The sequence below is a fragment of the Limnobaculum xujianqingii genome (assembly GCF_013394855.1).
GTDB lineage: Bacteria > Pseudomonadota > Gammaproteobacteria > Enterobacterales > Enterobacteriaceae > Limnobaculum > Limnobaculum xujianqingii.
In genome coordinates this window covers 903428-917722 of record NZ_JABMLK010000002.1, presented here as the reverse complement: position 1 = coordinate 917722, position 14295 = coordinate 903428, and the positions used below count along the sequence as shown (strand labels likewise).

Sequence of the window (14295 nt, the reverse complement as noted above, 5' to 3'; positions counted from 1 at the left end):
TTGGGTGCCCCTTGGCTGGTCACCTGTTATACTGTGGCCGTTATTAACTTTCTACGGATATTGTTGTCCCGCTTATGAAACAGACGCTATCTACAAAACCATTTCGCCATACTCTGCTCAAAAGTCTGACTTTGGGCGCATTCATCGCTCTGGGTACGACTTCCGTCGTTAAAGCTGATGATGTAAATCTTACCACTATCATTCCAGCCGTTCCTCAAATCGATGCTGAAGCCTATATTCTGATGGACTATAACTCAGGCAAGGTACTGGCAGAAATGAATGCGGATACCCGCAGAGACCCGGCCAGCCTGACTAAAATGATGACCAGTTATGTTATCGGTCAGAGTATTAAAGCGGGAAAAATCAGCCTGAATGATAATGTCACCATCAGTAAAGAAGCCTGGGCTACTGGAAATCCGGTATTTAAAGGCTCGTCCCTGATGTTCTTACAACCCGGAACTCAGGTTAAAGTTTCTGAGCTTAATCGCGGTATTATTATTCAATCAGGAAATGATGCTTGTGTAGCCATGGCTGAACACGTTGCCGGCAGCCAGGATGCTTTCGTTAATATCATGAACAACTATGTAAAGGCTCTGGGATTACAAAATACCCACTTTGGCACCGTACATGGTTTAGATGCTGCTGGTCAGTTTAGTTCGGCCCGGGATATGGCCATTATCGGTCAGGCGCTGATTCGTGATGTACCGGAAGAGTATGCGGTATATAAAGAGAAAGAGTATTACTTCAATAATATCAAACAGCCAAACCGTAATGGTTTACTGTGGGATACCAGCCTGAATGTTGATGGCATAAAAACCGGTCATACTTCAGCCGCAGGTTATAACCTGGTTGCTTCTGCGACCGAAGGTAATATGCGTTTAATCTCCGTTGTTATGGGTGGACGTACCTTTAAAGGCCGTGAAGCTGAAAGTAAAAAATTACTGACCTGGGGCTTCCGTTTCTTTGAAACCGTTACTCCACTGCAAGTAGGCAAAGAGTTTGCTTCAGAACCTGTCTGGTTTGGTGATACCGATCGCGTTCAATTAGGCGTAGACAAAAATGCCTCATTAACCATTCCGCGCGGACGTCTTAACGACCTGAAAGCCAGTTATACTCTGACTAACAGTGAAATTAACGCTCCTCTGGCGAAAGGTCAGGCTGTTGGTACTATTAATTTCCAACTGGATGGCAAAACCATTGAACAGCGTCCATTAGTGGTATTAAACGAAGTTCAGGAAGGCGGTTTCTTTGGTCGCATGGTTGACCATATCAAATTGCTGTTCCATCGCTGGTTCGGCTAGTCCCCTTGAAATACAAATTTCAGGCCCCATATAATAAATAAGCCTGATGATATATAGCTCCCCTCACAGCGGGAGCTATAATTTTTATAGGCCACACTCTTTTTTAATTTTTGTTGGAGCAACCATGAAAACGAAACTGAATGAACTGCTCGAGTTCCCATGTTCTTTTACTTATAAAGTGATGGGCCTGGCACAACCTGAGCTGGTCGACCAGGTAGTGGAAGTGGTACAACGCCATGCGCCTGGCGATTATAACCCTCAGGTTAAACCCAGTAGCAAAGGAAACTACCACTCCGTCTCTATCACTATTAACGCAACGCATATTGAGCAAGTAGAAACGCTATATGAAGAGCTGGGTGATATCGAGATTGTGCGTATGGTGCTGTAATTAGCCAACAAAAATACGTAATGAATAAAACGGACAGAATATTTCTGTCCGTTTTTTATTGGGTCAAATAGCCCATTATGTAACTCTCCGTAACAGATCCTCTCTTCTTTATATTAAGCGCTTTATTCTTCTATTAAATATCTTGTCATAGCTACCTCAGCTATCAGTGGCAGAACTGAGTCGTCAACACTATTCTTGAAATAAGGAAAACCATCGACCGTTTTACTTCAAACTATAGAGAGAGGATATATGATGGAAGTCCAGCCTTATCTGTTTTTTGCTGGTAACTGTGAAGAGGCATTACAGTTTTACCAGCGCAGCATTGGTGCCAGAATCACTCTGATCATGCGTTACAGTGAATCGCCCGATGCACTGCTTACCCCGGTTCCCGATGAATGGAAAGATAAGATTATGCATGCCAATGTCAACGTGGGCCATACACAATTTATGGCCTCGGATGGTCAATGCGATCGCATGCACCCTGAGTTCAACGGCTTTAGCCTCTCCCTGAAAGCAGACAGTAAAACCGACGCTGAACGCTTATTTAAGTCACTTTCCTCAGGGGGGAAAGTCAATTTACCGTTTCAGCGCACTTTCTGGTCCAGTGGTTTTGGCATGCTCACCGATCGATATGGCGTGGGCTGGATGATAATGAGCGAAATCGGCACCTGATTGGTGCCGGGTTAACACCAATAATACTCAACACTTCGATAGTGTGGCTCCCTCCTATTGCTTTAAAAGACCGAATCTTCCTATTTCGTCTGGTGGTCTCCCAAAACGGTGGGTATAATGTTTTTACCATTTTTGCAACGTTATGATGACCTCCTTGCAACAAGACACCATTATATTACGTCAACTTGGGGTACAGCCTTATCTACCCGTATCTCAGGCGATGCATACCTTTACCGACCGTAGAGAAAATACGACATCTGATGAGCTGTGGTTAGTTCAGCATCCTCGGGTATTTACTCAGGGTCAGGCAGGCAAAGCCGAACACGTTCTGGCTGCCGGTGATATTCCGGTAATACAGAGCGATCGCGGGGGCCAGGTCACCTATCATGGGCCGGGCCAGCAAGTGATGTATATCATGATTGATCTAAAGCGAAAAAAGATGGGTGTCAGAGAGCTGGTTACTGCCCTGGAACAGACGGTCATTAGAACGTTGGCTCATTTTGATATTCAGGCGAAGGCCCGCCCGGATGCTCCCGGTGTTTATGTCAATCATGATAAAATCTGTTCCCTCGGATTACGTATCCGTCGTGGGTGCTCTCTGCATGGATTAGCCTTGAATATCGATATGGACCTTGAACCATTCACCCGTATTAATCCCTGCGGCTACGCCGGTATGCAAATGACGCAGGTAAAACAGTTAACTGAATCAGTCCGCTTTGAACATGTTCATCCTGTCCTGATACAGGAATTTACACAATTACTCGGTTATCAGCACCCCGAGCCAATCTATTGGAATATTAACGATTATGAGTAAACCAATTCAGATGGAACGCGGCATCAAGTATCGTGATGCCGACAAAATGGCACTAATCCCAGTGAAGTCGGTGGAGACTGAGCGTCAGGAGATGCTACGCAAACCTGAATGGATGAAAATTAAGTTACCCGCAGATTCAAGCCGTATTCAGGGAATCAAAGCCGCAATGCGCAAGAACGGATTACATTCTGTTTGTGAAGAAGCTTCCTGTCCTAACCTGGCAGAATGTTTTAACCACGGTACGGCAACCTTCATGATTCTCGGTGCAATTTGTACCCGTCGCTGCCCTTTCTGCGACGTAGCCCATGGTCGCCCAATGGCGCCAGATGCTAATGAACCACAAAAACTGGCACAAACCATACAGGATATGGGACTACGCTATGTAGTTATCACCTCAGTTGACCGTGATGACCTACGGGATGGCGGAGCACAGCATTTTGCTGATTGTATCAGCGCAATTCGTGATAAAAACCCCACCATTAAGATTGAAACTCTGGTCCCCGATTTTCGCGGCCGAATGGATCGTGCATTAGACATACTCACAGCTACTCCGCCAGATGTGTTTAACCATAATCTGGAGAACATTCCTCGCCTTTATCGGCAGGTACGTCCGGGCGCTGACTACAGTTGGTCACTAAAGCTGTTAGAACGCTTTAAACAGGCCCATCCTGATATTCCAACCAAATCAGGATTAATGGTAGGTCTGGGAGAAACTAATCAGGAAATCATCGAAGTTATGCGTGATTTACGAGCTCATGGTGTAACCATGTTAACCCTGGGACAATATCTGCAGCCAAGCCGCCACCATCTTGCGGTTCAGCGTTATGTGAGCCCTGCTGAGTTTGATGAGATGAAGGCTGAAGCTATGGCAATGGGCTTCACCCACGCAGCCTGTGGACCTTTTGTTCGATCTTCATACCATGCCGACATGCAAGCAAAAGGTGAAGAAGTAAAATAATTGGCTGAGCCACGCCAAGTCAGCAAAACAATCTCATAAAAAAGCGTGCAATTCATTGCACGCTTTTTCATTTATTAACCCTGGAAAACAGGCCAATCAGATAATTACTTTTTATTTTCTACCTGTGGAGCCGCTTCATTGGTTACATCTGCGGATGGCGTATCATTATCCATCGCTTTTTTAAAGCCTTTAATTGCCGCACCCAAATCACTACCTAATGTACGTAACTTGTTAGTACCAAATAACAGAACAATCAGCGCACCGATGATCAACAATTTAGTAATGCTTATACCAGCCATATAAACCTTCTTACTTTATCTGCTGTCGATTTCGTCGACATAATTAACCCTACTTTCTTTGTACGATAAATATCAGGCAATCACAATTTTGAAATGTAACAGATTAAAACAATCCGTATTTATCAACTTGCTGATATCTACTCAACACCCGAAAACAGAACCGTCAGAATAACCATACTCCACTGAACTAATACTAAAAGCGCTGCCCGGTGCAGCAATTGACGAGCACCTGTCCAGCGGGAATCCAGACTGCGGTTATTCTCTCCTTTCTTTCCCCAGCACATATTGATCGCCGTATCAAAAACCTCAGTTTTTTCAGGAAAACGGTAAAGAATATTGAACAGATGAGAGTCCATCCACAGGCGCCAGCAATAGTAGTGGCAAGCAAGTCCAGACACTAAAGAAATAGCCAGTATCACCACTGAATAATCAGCGAAAAATAGCATAAGCAATGTAAATAACATGGCAAATGCAGAAAGCGCCGCAAAATAACGCCAGCTATTTAGCGTAATGACTAACACTTTTCCTGCTATCGGATGCTCAATCATCATTCAGTTACCTTTCCGGTTATTAAACTAAGTAACGCTTAGCCCAGCAATTCAGAACATTCAGGTGAGACTCTCTAAAAATAATCTTTGGGCGTGCCTGACGAATCATCGCCTCAGCCTCTTCAACACTGGTCACTCTCTGTTGCTGTAACAACCAGGCTGCTATCACAATTGCACTACGTGATAACCCCAATGCACAATGTACTAACACTTGTCCATGGGGATATAGCTCATTAAGCGCCTGTACGGAATGCTGTAGTTCCTCTTCACTCGGTGCCAGTAAATCAAGCTGCGGGCAAGCAATATAGGCAACCGCTGGAATACGAGCACTTCTTTGCCACTCCGAAGTCATATCCAGCACGGCATTTGCCGACACATTGTGGCGTGGATAACTGCCTAGCAGGATCCCTTCAGTAATCTGATTATTTCGATCGTATTTAGCACTAAAATAACGGAATGAACACCATGCTCCAATTTGATAAGGCGCTAGTAGCAGACGTGCCGAAGGTGACATATTACCCGCCGCATTTTTTTGAAAAATCGCACTTCCCAACCCGCTATAGCCTAATGCCACCATCAGCAATGCAACCGCTGGCCATATCAGTATCCAAAAACCACTTCCCAACCAACAGGCCAGAGTTGTTAAAACTAAGGCTGCGGAAGAGTAATAAACCGCTAATCGACGGGCAAAAGGATCCTGACTTGGTTGCCAGCGCCAACGGGAAGCGACAGGTAAGGCATAACTAATAATAACGCCGACAAATAATCCGGTAATCACATCAATAAAATGATGCTGCCAGGTGGTCAACACTGAGATACCGATTAAGGTAAACCAACTGTGTAACAGCCAACGCCACTTTGAAGAAGTATGGGGATAGAAGCGCAACCAGAGCAACCAAAGCAGAATTATATGCAGTGACGGGGCCTGATTATAGGGAAGATCGAACATCTCCAATTGCTGAAATAGCCAACCGAACATACCGTCACTTACCGGCCTGACAAAACTAAATCTCAACGGAAAAAGCAAAAAACCGACACAAGCCGCAACGGAAGCAACAGCCAGACGCAGGCCATGCACCATCAGCTCACGACGAGAAGTACAAATAAACAGTGAAATGCCATACAACAGATCAATGCTCCAGTAAGGAACAATGGTCCATGGCCAAAAAGGAATTGATGATTCCCAGCTAAATGCCAGTACTCCAACATCATCTCGCGTTGCAGTAAATTGATTCACCTGTCCATAGGTTAAAAAGAAGAAAGGTGCCAAAAACAGCAGCCAGATACCAGCACGTAACCAAAGCTGCCGGCGAGAGTCTGGATTTAACGTTAGTTCATTCATTCGACGCACTCAGTCCATGATACGCCGTCACCCGGCACTATCGTTTGCATTCTCAACGTTTTTATTGCGTTGTTCTGGCGTTATGATAACCAATCATGCTGATTTAGAAAGTTCTTTCGATAATGTTTGTCGTTTTCCTTTGTCAGAAAATATTTCACGTAGCTATTATCCAAATAGCACTATATTTTCTTTAATTTTTAAGATTAAAGATGGTACATATTATTTATATCAATAGCACCTTACTTAAAACTAAAGTGATTAATGAAAAACTACAAAGTTGATATAAAAAACAAAGAGAAAAAAGCAAGAGAAAGGAACTATTATCCTGCCCCCACCGGGAAATAAAACTGTATCTTCCCGGTGAGAGTCATGGTTATTTAATTAGCCAATTTTTAATGGATTGATAGCTTTAATAATAGCCGCAACACCATTAAAAACCGAATCAATAACTGGTGCGCCTATTTGAGCAATACCATTCACACCAAAATCGCCAATACCTTTGATTAAATTCAGTCCACCATCGGCTAATGCTCCAATCGCAGTTCCAATAGCGGCACCGTATTCACCTTTATTTCCTGGAGTATTACCGATATCAATAGCATCGCCGATCCCCTGACCAAAATCGCGAAAAGCATCAGTAAAGATTCCTGCGCCAGATACAGATTCAATTTCTGCTACGGTTAATTTTCTCATGGTAAATCTCCTTTCATATACAAAATCGCTGTATGCGATCTATCTTAGTTACTAACTATTTATTTAATATTAATGATTATTTATTAAGAATAATCACCCATTATTATTTGGTGGAAATTCAACCAACAAATAATTCTTTTAATTAAGTTAGCAAGCTTCGTTTTGTATATTTATTTTTTAACATATAAAACATATTAAGATAAACAATTTTTTCACAAAATAATGTTTTTTGTTAAGTTATGCACATAACACCACTTAGAATTAAGTTGAAATAAATTAAAGCGCATTACCCCATAATGAAATGGACATTAAATACGAGCCATTACTTATTAAAAAATAAAATTCAGGCAATAAAAAAGGCCCTTAAATAAGGGCCTCAGAAAAATATATTATTTAAAGACTATTTAACCCGTACTGCAATTGAAACACTGAAAATTCCCCAGTCATCAATCAACTGAATTTTTTTCTCAAATCCGGCATGTTCTACCATACTGTCCATCTCTCCCTGTGTACGACAACGCATGACCCAAGGCTTCCCGCTTTGATGACTGGTGAGGGAGCGAGCTATCATTTCAAGCTGTGGATGCCATGGTTGACCGGTATATACCAGCAATCCACCTTCAGGGATGGTATCTGCCAGCCCTAATAATGAAGCCTGAACATCTTTATTCTCAGGAAATAGCTCATATAATCCGGAAACGATTCCCAGTGTTGGATTTGGATTCAATTCAGCCAGACTTTGACGGTCGAAAGCATTACCCACGACGAAATCAGCCTTCTCTGACAGATGGCGCTCGGCAATCATCTTTTTGCCTTGTTCCACATTCAATTCACTGTAATCCCGCAGAAGGATAGACTCAACATCCTGCGCATCCCCTATCGCATCCAATACATAACGACCGTGGCCTGCGGCAATATCAACAATACGTACCGGCATATTACGCTGTTTAAGATCGCCAATGGCCTGACGAATTAAGGTTTCAATATTTATCTTACGTTGACGAATTCCTCGCCAGCCAATGCTATTCAGGTACTGTTTATCAATAAAACGCCCAAAGCTATTACTGCCTTCCGGCTGATTACGATAAACATAATCCAGCGTACTGCCTGAATCAAAACCAGTTTCAAAACCGAGACGTACACCTTTTGATGCTTTGCCCAAAGAGGACATGGCTGACGTGAGCCCGCGATAATAGTAACGTTTTATCGAATAATGCGGCAATGGAGCCATTAACTCACGATACTTGTCCGCATTGGCACTCCAGCGATCCTCTTCACTATAATCGTGGCGTTGGGGTGCTATAGTGAATAACTTATCGATGAAGGCCCGAATTTTATCAAATGCCAAATGGCGATCTTTCTCACCTAATGTATCGTGATAAAATCCACTCAGAATATGCTTCTCTTTAACCGAGGTATTCAAGCGCTGATAGAACTGATGTTGAGGCTTATGATGTACCACATAATCATCGCCGGAGATCAGTAACTGGGTTGGAATAGTGATCGCAGAGGCGTCTGCTACAATGCGTTCAGAAGTGCTGTACAACTCCAACAGTATATTGACCGCAATAGCCCGGGTGATCAGCGGATCCTGATTAAAAGAGTCAACCCGCTCTTGATCGTGAGTCAGATATTTTCCTTTAACATAGGAGTTCACATAGAACAAACCGCGGAAGCTCTTCATTAACCCCAATCCAGCCCGGGCAAACGGAACATACAGTTTGACCTTAAATGCCGGAGAAGCCAGAATCAGTCCCCGAATTTTTGGCGCATAATCATGAGCCCAGGTAGCAGCCAGTACCGCACCAACACTCTGTGCAATCACGATGACGTTTTCCATCGGCACACCGCTGTCTGCGGAAACATAGCGTACAAACTCATCCACATCTCGTACTGACGTTCCTATGCTTGGGCTATAGCCCCTCTCCCCCGCTGTTTTACCATGGCCTCGGGCATCCCATGCGTACATCGGAACATTTGGCATATTCAGTTCATCAACAATGTGCTGTAAACGGCCGGAGTGTTCATGTCCACGATGGAAAAGCACAATGACTTTATCGGCAATGCCTTCATGCTGAGGCCAGCAACGATAGAATAATTCCGTTCCATCAGAAGTTTTAAACCAATTCTCCGTTGCGGTCCGAGGTTGCGCTAAACTCATGACTATCTCCCTTGTGCATTATTTTGCAGCGATTCAAATCGCTGTTTTAAATCCGATATAAAGACCGACTTGTCTGAGCGACAATAAACAGGCTCATCAACATAGACGTCAATAAAGAAAGGTACCGGTATCCATTGTCCTTTCCCCATAGCTCGCCCCAGCCCATGCATAAATACTGGGGTTACCGGTACTTCTGGAAATTGCTGACACAAATACCAGAGCCCGGATTTAAATTCAGATAAACGTTCAGGTTCTCCACGGGTACCTTCGGGAAACAATACTAATATCTTTCCTTCCTGTAGTGCCTGAACGCATCCAGCCAGAGGATCGCTCTGTTTTGGATCGCCACCCCGTACGACAGGAATTATCCCAACCACTCGGGTAGCAAACCAGGCTACCCAGCGGTTTTTCAGAAAATAATCAGCTGCCGCCGCCGGGTGCACCAGATGCACCTTTGATAGAGGAAATAGCGTTAATAACGTTAATAAATCCAAATGACTATTATGGTTAGCAATGATAATTCCCGGTCCTTTTGTTGGTAGGCGTTTACGATTAGCAACGGAAACCCCCAACCATGCCAACACCACCGGATAAGCAATTACCACCACAAACAGTAAACGCAATAGTCGGTTCATTCTGACCTCCATCGCGAGTTAATAGTGTAAATAGTATAAAATGTGAAAAAACAGCGGCGCGGTATAAATCAGTGAATCCAGACGGTCTAAAATACCACCATGTCCTGGCAGTAATTTACCCGAATCTTTTACGCCGATATCTCGCTTAACCGCGGACATTACTACATCACCTATAAAGCCGGTAATACCAATCAATAATCCAACCAGCACTGATTCCCAGCCACTTAGAGGCGTTAATATTCCACCCAATAACCAGGCCAAAAACATGGTTGTCATCACCCCACCCACTAAACCTTCCAGGGTTTTATTCGGGCTGACTTTTGGAATCACTTTGATACGACCAAACGATTTGCCCCATAAGTATTGAGCAATGTCATTACACTCGGTCAAAACCACCAGAAAAATAACTAATAAAGGCCCGGTTTCAGGCTTACCGGGCAGCACTGTCAGATAGGCTACGTGACTAATAGCAAATACCGTTGTCATTACTCCCCAATGCAACATCGAAGCCGAATGGAGAAAATCTTTATTATTACCAATCAGCACCATACGCATTGGCAGGAACAAGAAAACATAAACCGGAATAAATACCAGGAACATGCTGTACCATTCAATGCCAATCCAGTAATACTGAATAGGGATCGCAATATAAGCCCATAATAAAGGCATATGGTCGGTACGCCGGGTTGGTATTAGCGTCAGATACTCTTTTAACGCCAGGAAACTAATAATGGCAAAAATCGTCAGAGAGATTACCCGAGGGGTGGAAATCGCCAATGCAAAAACAATAACAATCCACCACCAGGTGTTAATTCTCTGACGCAATTCTATCCAGTCACGTTCTGGTGAACGTAGAGACATCACTCGGATAGTAATGCTGGCGATAATCAGCAGAGCAAACATGATGATTAACGCACGAATGAGTATTGGGCTCATATTATGGTTCCCCGGTTATGAGTTAACCTCTGCCAATGCTCTGCGACAGCGATTCAGGCAGGTCCATACCAATAAAACAGATACCACAGAAAACAGTATCCAACTCCATTCCATACACACTGGCCAAATAAAAATAGCCAGAGCATAGGCACCAAAAATCAGTGCTCGGTCACTTTTCCCCATTGGCCCATCATAACGTCTTGAGGCACCAATCGTTTGAGCCAGTACGCCGCAAAATTCGGTCAGAATAGACAACAATACCGCCAGCAAAACCTGCCACGGCGTTGCACCCGGCAACAGCGCAAAAGGCAAATAGAGCGCAGCATCAGAAATCACGTCACCAGTTTCATTTAGCAATGCGCCCAGTTTTGATTTTTGGTTATATTCCCGAGCTAGTAAACCATCAATGGCATTTAGCGCCATACGAATAAACAGGAATATGGGAAGAATCAGAAATAGAACCGGACGAGGAAAAAAGAAGAGCAGCACTCCGATAGCAACCGATGCTATCAAGGCGGCCAGCGTAACCTGATTAGCCGTTACACCAGCGCGAAAAAGACGCTTTAACAGAGGTCTCAATAAAGCCTGAAACCGTGGCTTAAGATCGTATAGAGTCATAAATCCCTGTGACCGCTAATAACAACACCTTACTATGTGTGAGTCACGCTACAGTACCCCCAGATGCTAATCAACCAAAAACTACCCGGATCTTATGTTGTAGCATAAATTAATTTGTAACATTTCTCTGCATGGGGCCTGTTATGAGTCCTGTAAATCACTTCACACTCACTTCATTAATCCCCGTTATTCTGAGTCTATCCTTTTACTGAGCTTCGTTAATCTATGACCAGAACCAGACTTCCTATCTTACTGACAGCGCTAGCTATTATTATTGTAGCGTCGCTATTTATCTTTCTGCCAAAAAGCTATGGTTATCAGCCACAGTCAGGAGACATCATATTTCACACCTCCCGGTCATCTCAAAGTCAGGCTATTCAATTAGCAACGCATTCGCCTTATAGCCATATGGGGATCATTCTGTTTAAAAATAAAAAACCTTATGTATATGAAGCATCTAAACAAGTGCAATACACACCGTTAAATCAATGGATTGAACGAGGTACCAACGGTAAATATGTGATAAAAAGGCTCAAGCACCCTTTGACGGTCGAACAACAGCAACAAATACAAAAAACCGCACAGCGATATGCCAATGCCCCCTATGATTTGAGTTTTTCATGGTCAGATGAGCGGCTATATTGCTCTGAACTGGTATGGAAAATCTATTTTAATGCGCTTGGCATGAAAATTGGCGATCTGCAAAAATTACGAGAATTTGATCTCACCTCCTCCCCGGTGAAAAAGAAACTGGCAGAACGATACGGTTCATCGATTCCATTGGATGAGACCGTTATATCTCCCGATGCAATATTTGACTCACCACTTTTAACGCTAGTGGGAAAGAAATGACGTCGTAAATTTAAAATAATAGATATTGCTATTTATTAGAGGGGGGTCTATGATGCCGCCGTTTTTACTCAACCCACAATTCACTGACAAAGGAGGTATATCATGCAACAAATTCAATTAAATACCCTTTGCAGGCGTACCCAGGACTAACCCTACCCGTTATACTCCCTGGCTTCGGCCTGCCAATTCGATTTTATTTTTTCTCCAATATATGGATTGGTATATGGGCAATTTTATTCGTCCTTTATCTGAACGCGTATCTTATATCGCGTCGGATGACACCTGGATCGAAAGCAACGCGATCCAACAATTAAATACAACCGCCTCACTGCCGGATATGGTTCAGGTAGTAGGCATGCCAGACCTGCATCCCGGCAGAGGCTATCCGGTTGGTGCAGCATTTTTTTCAGTAAACCGTTTTTATCCCGCTTTAGTGGGTAATGATATTGGCTGTGGAATGGGCTTATGGCAAACCACCATACAAACTAAACGGCCAAATCTGGATAAGTTAGAAAAAAGTATTTCTCGCATGAGAGACTTTGCCAGCTCAGAATGGCTACAGCAGCATCTCCCTGATGAAATGATGAACTCGCCTTTTTCTGATGCTCTCGGTTCTGTTGGCGGTGGAAACCACTTTGCAGAGTTACAGCAGGTAGATCAGGTTTATCATCCTGATATAACCAATCAATTAGGGCTGATCCCACAACAACTTCAGCTATTAGTGCATAGCGGATCGCGAGGATTAGGTCAGGCAATTTTACGTCGTCATGTTGAACGCTTTAACCATGGGGGTGTAATAACAGGTTCTCCCGAAGCGAAAGAATACCTGAATGAGCATCATCAGGCTCTAAGCTTTGCCGAACTAAATCGCCGCCTTATAGCTCAACGACTGCTGGAACAAATCAAGACAACCGGAGAATGTCTGTTGGATATTAACCATAATCTGGTTGAAGCAGCACAGATTAATGGGGCTAATGGCTGGCTGCACCGTAAAGGTGCCAGCCCTGCCAATAAGGGACCGGTGATTATACCGGGCTCACGCGGCAATTATAGCTACCTGGTCATGCCAACATTATCAGATATCAGTCTTCACTCACTGGCTCACGGTGCGGGTAGAAAATGGATGCGGACTGAGTGTAAAGGCCGCTTGTCTGAGCGTTTTTCTCCGATTCAGTTAAGCCGTACTGAATTAGGAAGCCGGGTTATCTGTCAGGATCGCCAACTGATTTATGAAGAAGCGCCACAGGCTTATAAATCGATTGAGACTGTGATCGATAGCATGGTTGGAGCAGGATTAATCAAAATTCTGGCGCGGCTGAAACCTGTTTTAACCTATAAAACCAGTGGAGGGAAAAGCGAATGATACTATTGCAGATCTCTTCTGCTCAGGGGCCAGATGAATGCTGTCTGGCCGTTGGCAAAGCGCTAAAACAATTGATAAAAGAAGCTAATGCGATAAATGTGCAGGTTGAATGTCTGGAAACTGAGCCCTCCCGACGACCAGATGGATTTCGTTCAGTACTGATTTCCCTTAGCGGAACGGCTGCGACACAGTTGGCTGATAACTGGTGCGGTTCGATATTATGGATATGTAGTAGTCCCTATCGACCTAACCATGAACGTAAGAATTGGTTTATTGGCATTGCTCAATTTGAACAAAACAATCCGAAGTTGGAGAGTGAAATTCAATTTGAATCATTACGTGCTTCAGGCCCTGGCGGACAACACGTTAATAAGACTGACTCAGCAATTCGGGCAACTCATATTGCGACAGGAATCAGCGTCAAAGTTCAATCAGAAAGAAGTCAACATGCTAATAAACGCCTGGCGATATTATTGATAGCACACCGTCTGGAACAGTTGCGCCAGCAGGCCGGAGCTGAACTAAAAGCGGAGCGCCGTATGTTCCATCATCAAATAGAACGGGGAAATCCCCTGCGCGTATTTAAAGGAATGAATTTTAAATCAGTATAATGAGGTATAAAAACTGATAGTTTGAAATAGAAGAAAGTGGAATTAATTGAACTATTAGGAAATTAATTTCTACAACACCACGCCGTAATTATATAACTACGGCG

General features: G+C 43.7%; 16 protein-coding genes. 8 read left to right on the top strand and 8 right to left on the bottom strand.

Translation table 11 applies throughout. From position 1 onward, the window contains the following. Positions 1–74 precede the first annotated feature (74 nt). The 5 genes from dacA (at position 75) to lipA (ending at position 4133) form a co-directional block, all read left to right on the top strand. Positions 75–1301: a D-alanyl-D-alanine carboxypeptidase DacA gene (gene dacA / locus GOL65_RS18180; RefSeq protein WP_130591817.1), complete on the top strand. Its 1227-nt coding sequence runs from the start codon at positions 75–77 to the stop codon at positions 1299–1301. A gap of 124 nt (positions 1302–1425) precedes the next feature. Next, entirely contained in the window at positions 1426–1689 is a 264-nt protein-coding gene (gene ybeD, locus GOL65_RS18175; RefSeq protein ID WP_140918083.1) for a DUF493 family protein YbeD, read from the top strand. 249 nt (positions 1690–1938) lie between these two features. After that, a complete protein-coding gene (locus tag GOL65_RS18170) occupies positions 1939–2361 on the top strand; it encodes a VOC family protein (protein ID WP_228723154.1) in 423 nt (140 codons plus the stop codon). A gap of 142 nt (positions 2362–2503) precedes the next feature. Next, complete coding sequence (lipB, locus tag GOL65_RS18165) at positions 2504–3175, top strand: lipoyl(octanoyl) transferase LipB (protein WP_140918084.1); 672 nt, start codon at positions 2504–2506, stop codon at positions 3173–3175. Beyond that, entirely contained in the window at positions 3168–4133 is a 966-nt protein-coding gene (gene lipA, locus GOL65_RS18160; protein ID WP_130591820.1) for a lipoyl synthase, read from the top strand. The genes lipB and lipA overlap by 8 nt, the downstream gene beginning before the upstream one ends. Positions 4134–4237: 104 nt before the next feature. On the opposite strand, the gene tatA is transcribed toward lipA, so the two are convergent. The 8 genes from tatA to GOL65_RS18120 all read right to left on the bottom strand — a co-directional run bounded on the left by tatA (position 4238) and on the right by GOL65_RS18120 (position 11365). After that, complete coding sequence (tatA, locus tag GOL65_RS18155; RefSeq protein WP_140918085.1) at positions 4238–4432, bottom strand: Sec-independent protein translocase subunit TatA; 195 nt, start codon at positions 4430–4432, stop codon at positions 4238–4240. Positions 4433–4569: 137 nt separating this feature from the next. After that, a complete protein-coding gene (locus tag GOL65_RS18150; RefSeq protein ID WP_140918086.1) occupies positions 4570–4983 on the bottom strand; it encodes a hypothetical protein in 414 nt (137 codons plus the stop codon). Between the two features lie 19 nt (positions 4984–5002). Next, entirely contained in the window at positions 5003–6322 is a 1320-nt protein-coding gene (locus GOL65_RS18145) for a phosphatase PAP2/dual specificity phosphatase family protein (protein ID WP_140918087.1), read from the bottom strand. 381 nt (positions 6323–6703) lie between these two features. After that, positions 6704–7015 carry a hypothetical protein gene (locus GOL65_RS18140; RefSeq protein WP_140918088.1) on the bottom strand — a complete coding sequence of 104 codons (312 nt, stop codon included), beginning with the start codon at positions 7013–7015 and terminating at the stop codon, positions 6704–6706. Between the two features lie 400 nt (positions 7016–7415). After that, a complete protein-coding gene (locus GOL65_RS18135) occupies positions 7416–9176 on the bottom strand; it encodes a bifunctional alpha/beta hydrolase/class I SAM-dependent methyltransferase (RefSeq protein WP_140918089.1) in 1761 nt (586 codons plus the stop codon). Between the two features lie 2 nt (positions 9177–9178). After that, a complete protein-coding gene (locus GOL65_RS18130) occupies positions 9179–9811 on the bottom strand; it encodes a lysophospholipid acyltransferase family protein (protein WP_140918091.1) in 633 nt (210 codons plus the stop codon). A gap of 18 nt (positions 9812–9829) precedes the next feature. After that, positions 9830–10747, bottom strand: a complete 918-nt coding sequence (locus GOL65_RS18125; RefSeq protein WP_140918092.1) for a phosphatidate cytidylyltransferase — start codon at positions 10745–10747, stop codon at positions 9830–9832. A 15-nt stretch (positions 10748–10762) separates the two neighbouring features. Continuing rightward, complete coding sequence (locus GOL65_RS18120; protein WP_140918093.1) at positions 10763–11365, bottom strand: CDP-alcohol phosphatidyltransferase family protein; 603 nt, start codon at positions 11363–11365, stop codon at positions 10763–10765. A 225-nt stretch (positions 11366–11590) separates the two neighbouring features. Between GOL65_RS18120 and GOL65_RS18115 the strand changes: the two genes are divergently transcribed. From GOL65_RS18115 to prfH, 3 genes are all read left to right on the top strand, one after another. After that, positions 11591–12217: a YiiX family permuted papain-like enzyme gene (locus GOL65_RS18115; RefSeq protein ID WP_140918094.1), complete on the top strand. Its 627-nt coding sequence runs from the start codon at positions 11591–11593 to the stop codon at positions 12215–12217. 223 nt (positions 12218–12440) lie between these two features. Beyond that, positions 12441–13580 carry an RNA ligase RtcB family protein gene (locus GOL65_RS18110; RefSeq protein WP_140918095.1) on the top strand — a complete coding sequence of 380 codons (1140 nt, stop codon included), beginning with the start codon at positions 12441–12443 and terminating at the stop codon, positions 13578–13580. Beyond that, the gene (prfH, locus tag GOL65_RS18105; protein ID WP_140918096.1) at positions 13577–14191 is read left to right on the top strand and encodes a peptide chain release factor H; all 615 of its coding nucleotides are present in this window, start codon (positions 13577–13579) and stop codon (positions 14189–14191) included. The genes GOL65_RS18110 and prfH overlap by 4 nt, the downstream gene beginning before the upstream one ends. Positions 14192–14295 lie beyond the last annotated feature (104 nt).

Excerpts from the sequence above, each read along its gene's own strand:
- GOL65_RS18135 (WP_140918089.1), bottom strand. The coding sequence starts at position 9,176 with ATGAGTTTAGCGCAACCTCGGACCGCAACGGAGAATTGGTTTAAAACT.
- GOL65_RS18115 (WP_140918094.1), top strand. The coding sequence starts at position 11,591 with ATGACCAGAACCAGACTTCCTATCTTACTGACAGCGCTAGCTATTATT.
- dacA (WP_130591817.1), top strand. The coding sequence starts at position 75 with ATGAAACAGACGCTATCTACAAAACCATTTCGCCATACTCTGCTCAAA.
- GOL65_RS18120 (WP_140918093.1), bottom strand. The coding sequence starts at position 11,365 with ATGACTCTATACGATCTTAAGCCACGGTTTCAGGCTTTATTGAGACCT.
- tatA (WP_140918085.1), bottom strand. The coding sequence starts at position 4,432 with ATGGCTGGTATAAGCATTACTAAATTGTTGATCATCGGTGCGCTGATT.
- GOL65_RS18130 (WP_140918091.1), bottom strand. The coding sequence starts at position 9,811 with ATGAACCGACTATTGCGTTTACTGTTTGTGGTGGTAATTGCTTATCCG.
- prfH (WP_140918096.1), top strand. The coding sequence starts at position 13,577 with ATGATACTATTGCAGATCTCTTCTGCTCAGGGGCCAGATGAATGCTGT.
- GOL65_RS18140 (WP_140918088.1), bottom strand. The coding sequence starts at position 7,015 with ATGAGAAAATTAACCGTAGCAGAAATTGAATCTGTATCTGGCGCAGGA.
- lipA (WP_130591820.1), top strand. The coding sequence starts at position 3,168 with ATGAGTAAACCAATTCAGATGGAACGCGGCATCAAGTATCGTGATGCC.
- GOL65_RS18150 (WP_140918086.1), bottom strand. The coding sequence starts at position 4,983 with ATGATGATTGAGCATCCGATAGCAGGAAAAGTGTTAGTCATTACGCTA.
- GOL65_RS18145 (WP_140918087.1), bottom strand. The coding sequence starts at position 6,322 with ATGAATGAACTAACGTTAAATCCAGACTCTCGCCGGCAGCTTTGGTTA.
- GOL65_RS18170 (WP_228723154.1), top strand. The coding sequence starts at position 1,939 with ATGATGGAAGTCCAGCCTTATCTGTTTTTTGCTGGTAACTGTGAAGAG.
- GOL65_RS18110 (WP_140918095.1), top strand. The coding sequence starts at position 12,441 with ATGGGCAATTTTATTCGTCCTTTATCTGAACGCGTATCTTATATCGCG.
- ybeD (WP_140918083.1), top strand. The coding sequence starts at position 1,426 with ATGAAAACGAAACTGAATGAACTGCTCGAGTTCCCATGTTCTTTTACT.
- lipB (WP_140918084.1), top strand. The coding sequence starts at position 2,504 with ATGATGACCTCCTTGCAACAAGACACCATTATATTACGTCAACTTGGG.
- GOL65_RS18125 (WP_140918092.1), bottom strand. The coding sequence starts at position 10,747 with ATGAGCCCAATACTCATTCGTGCGTTAATCATCATGTTTGCTCTGCTG.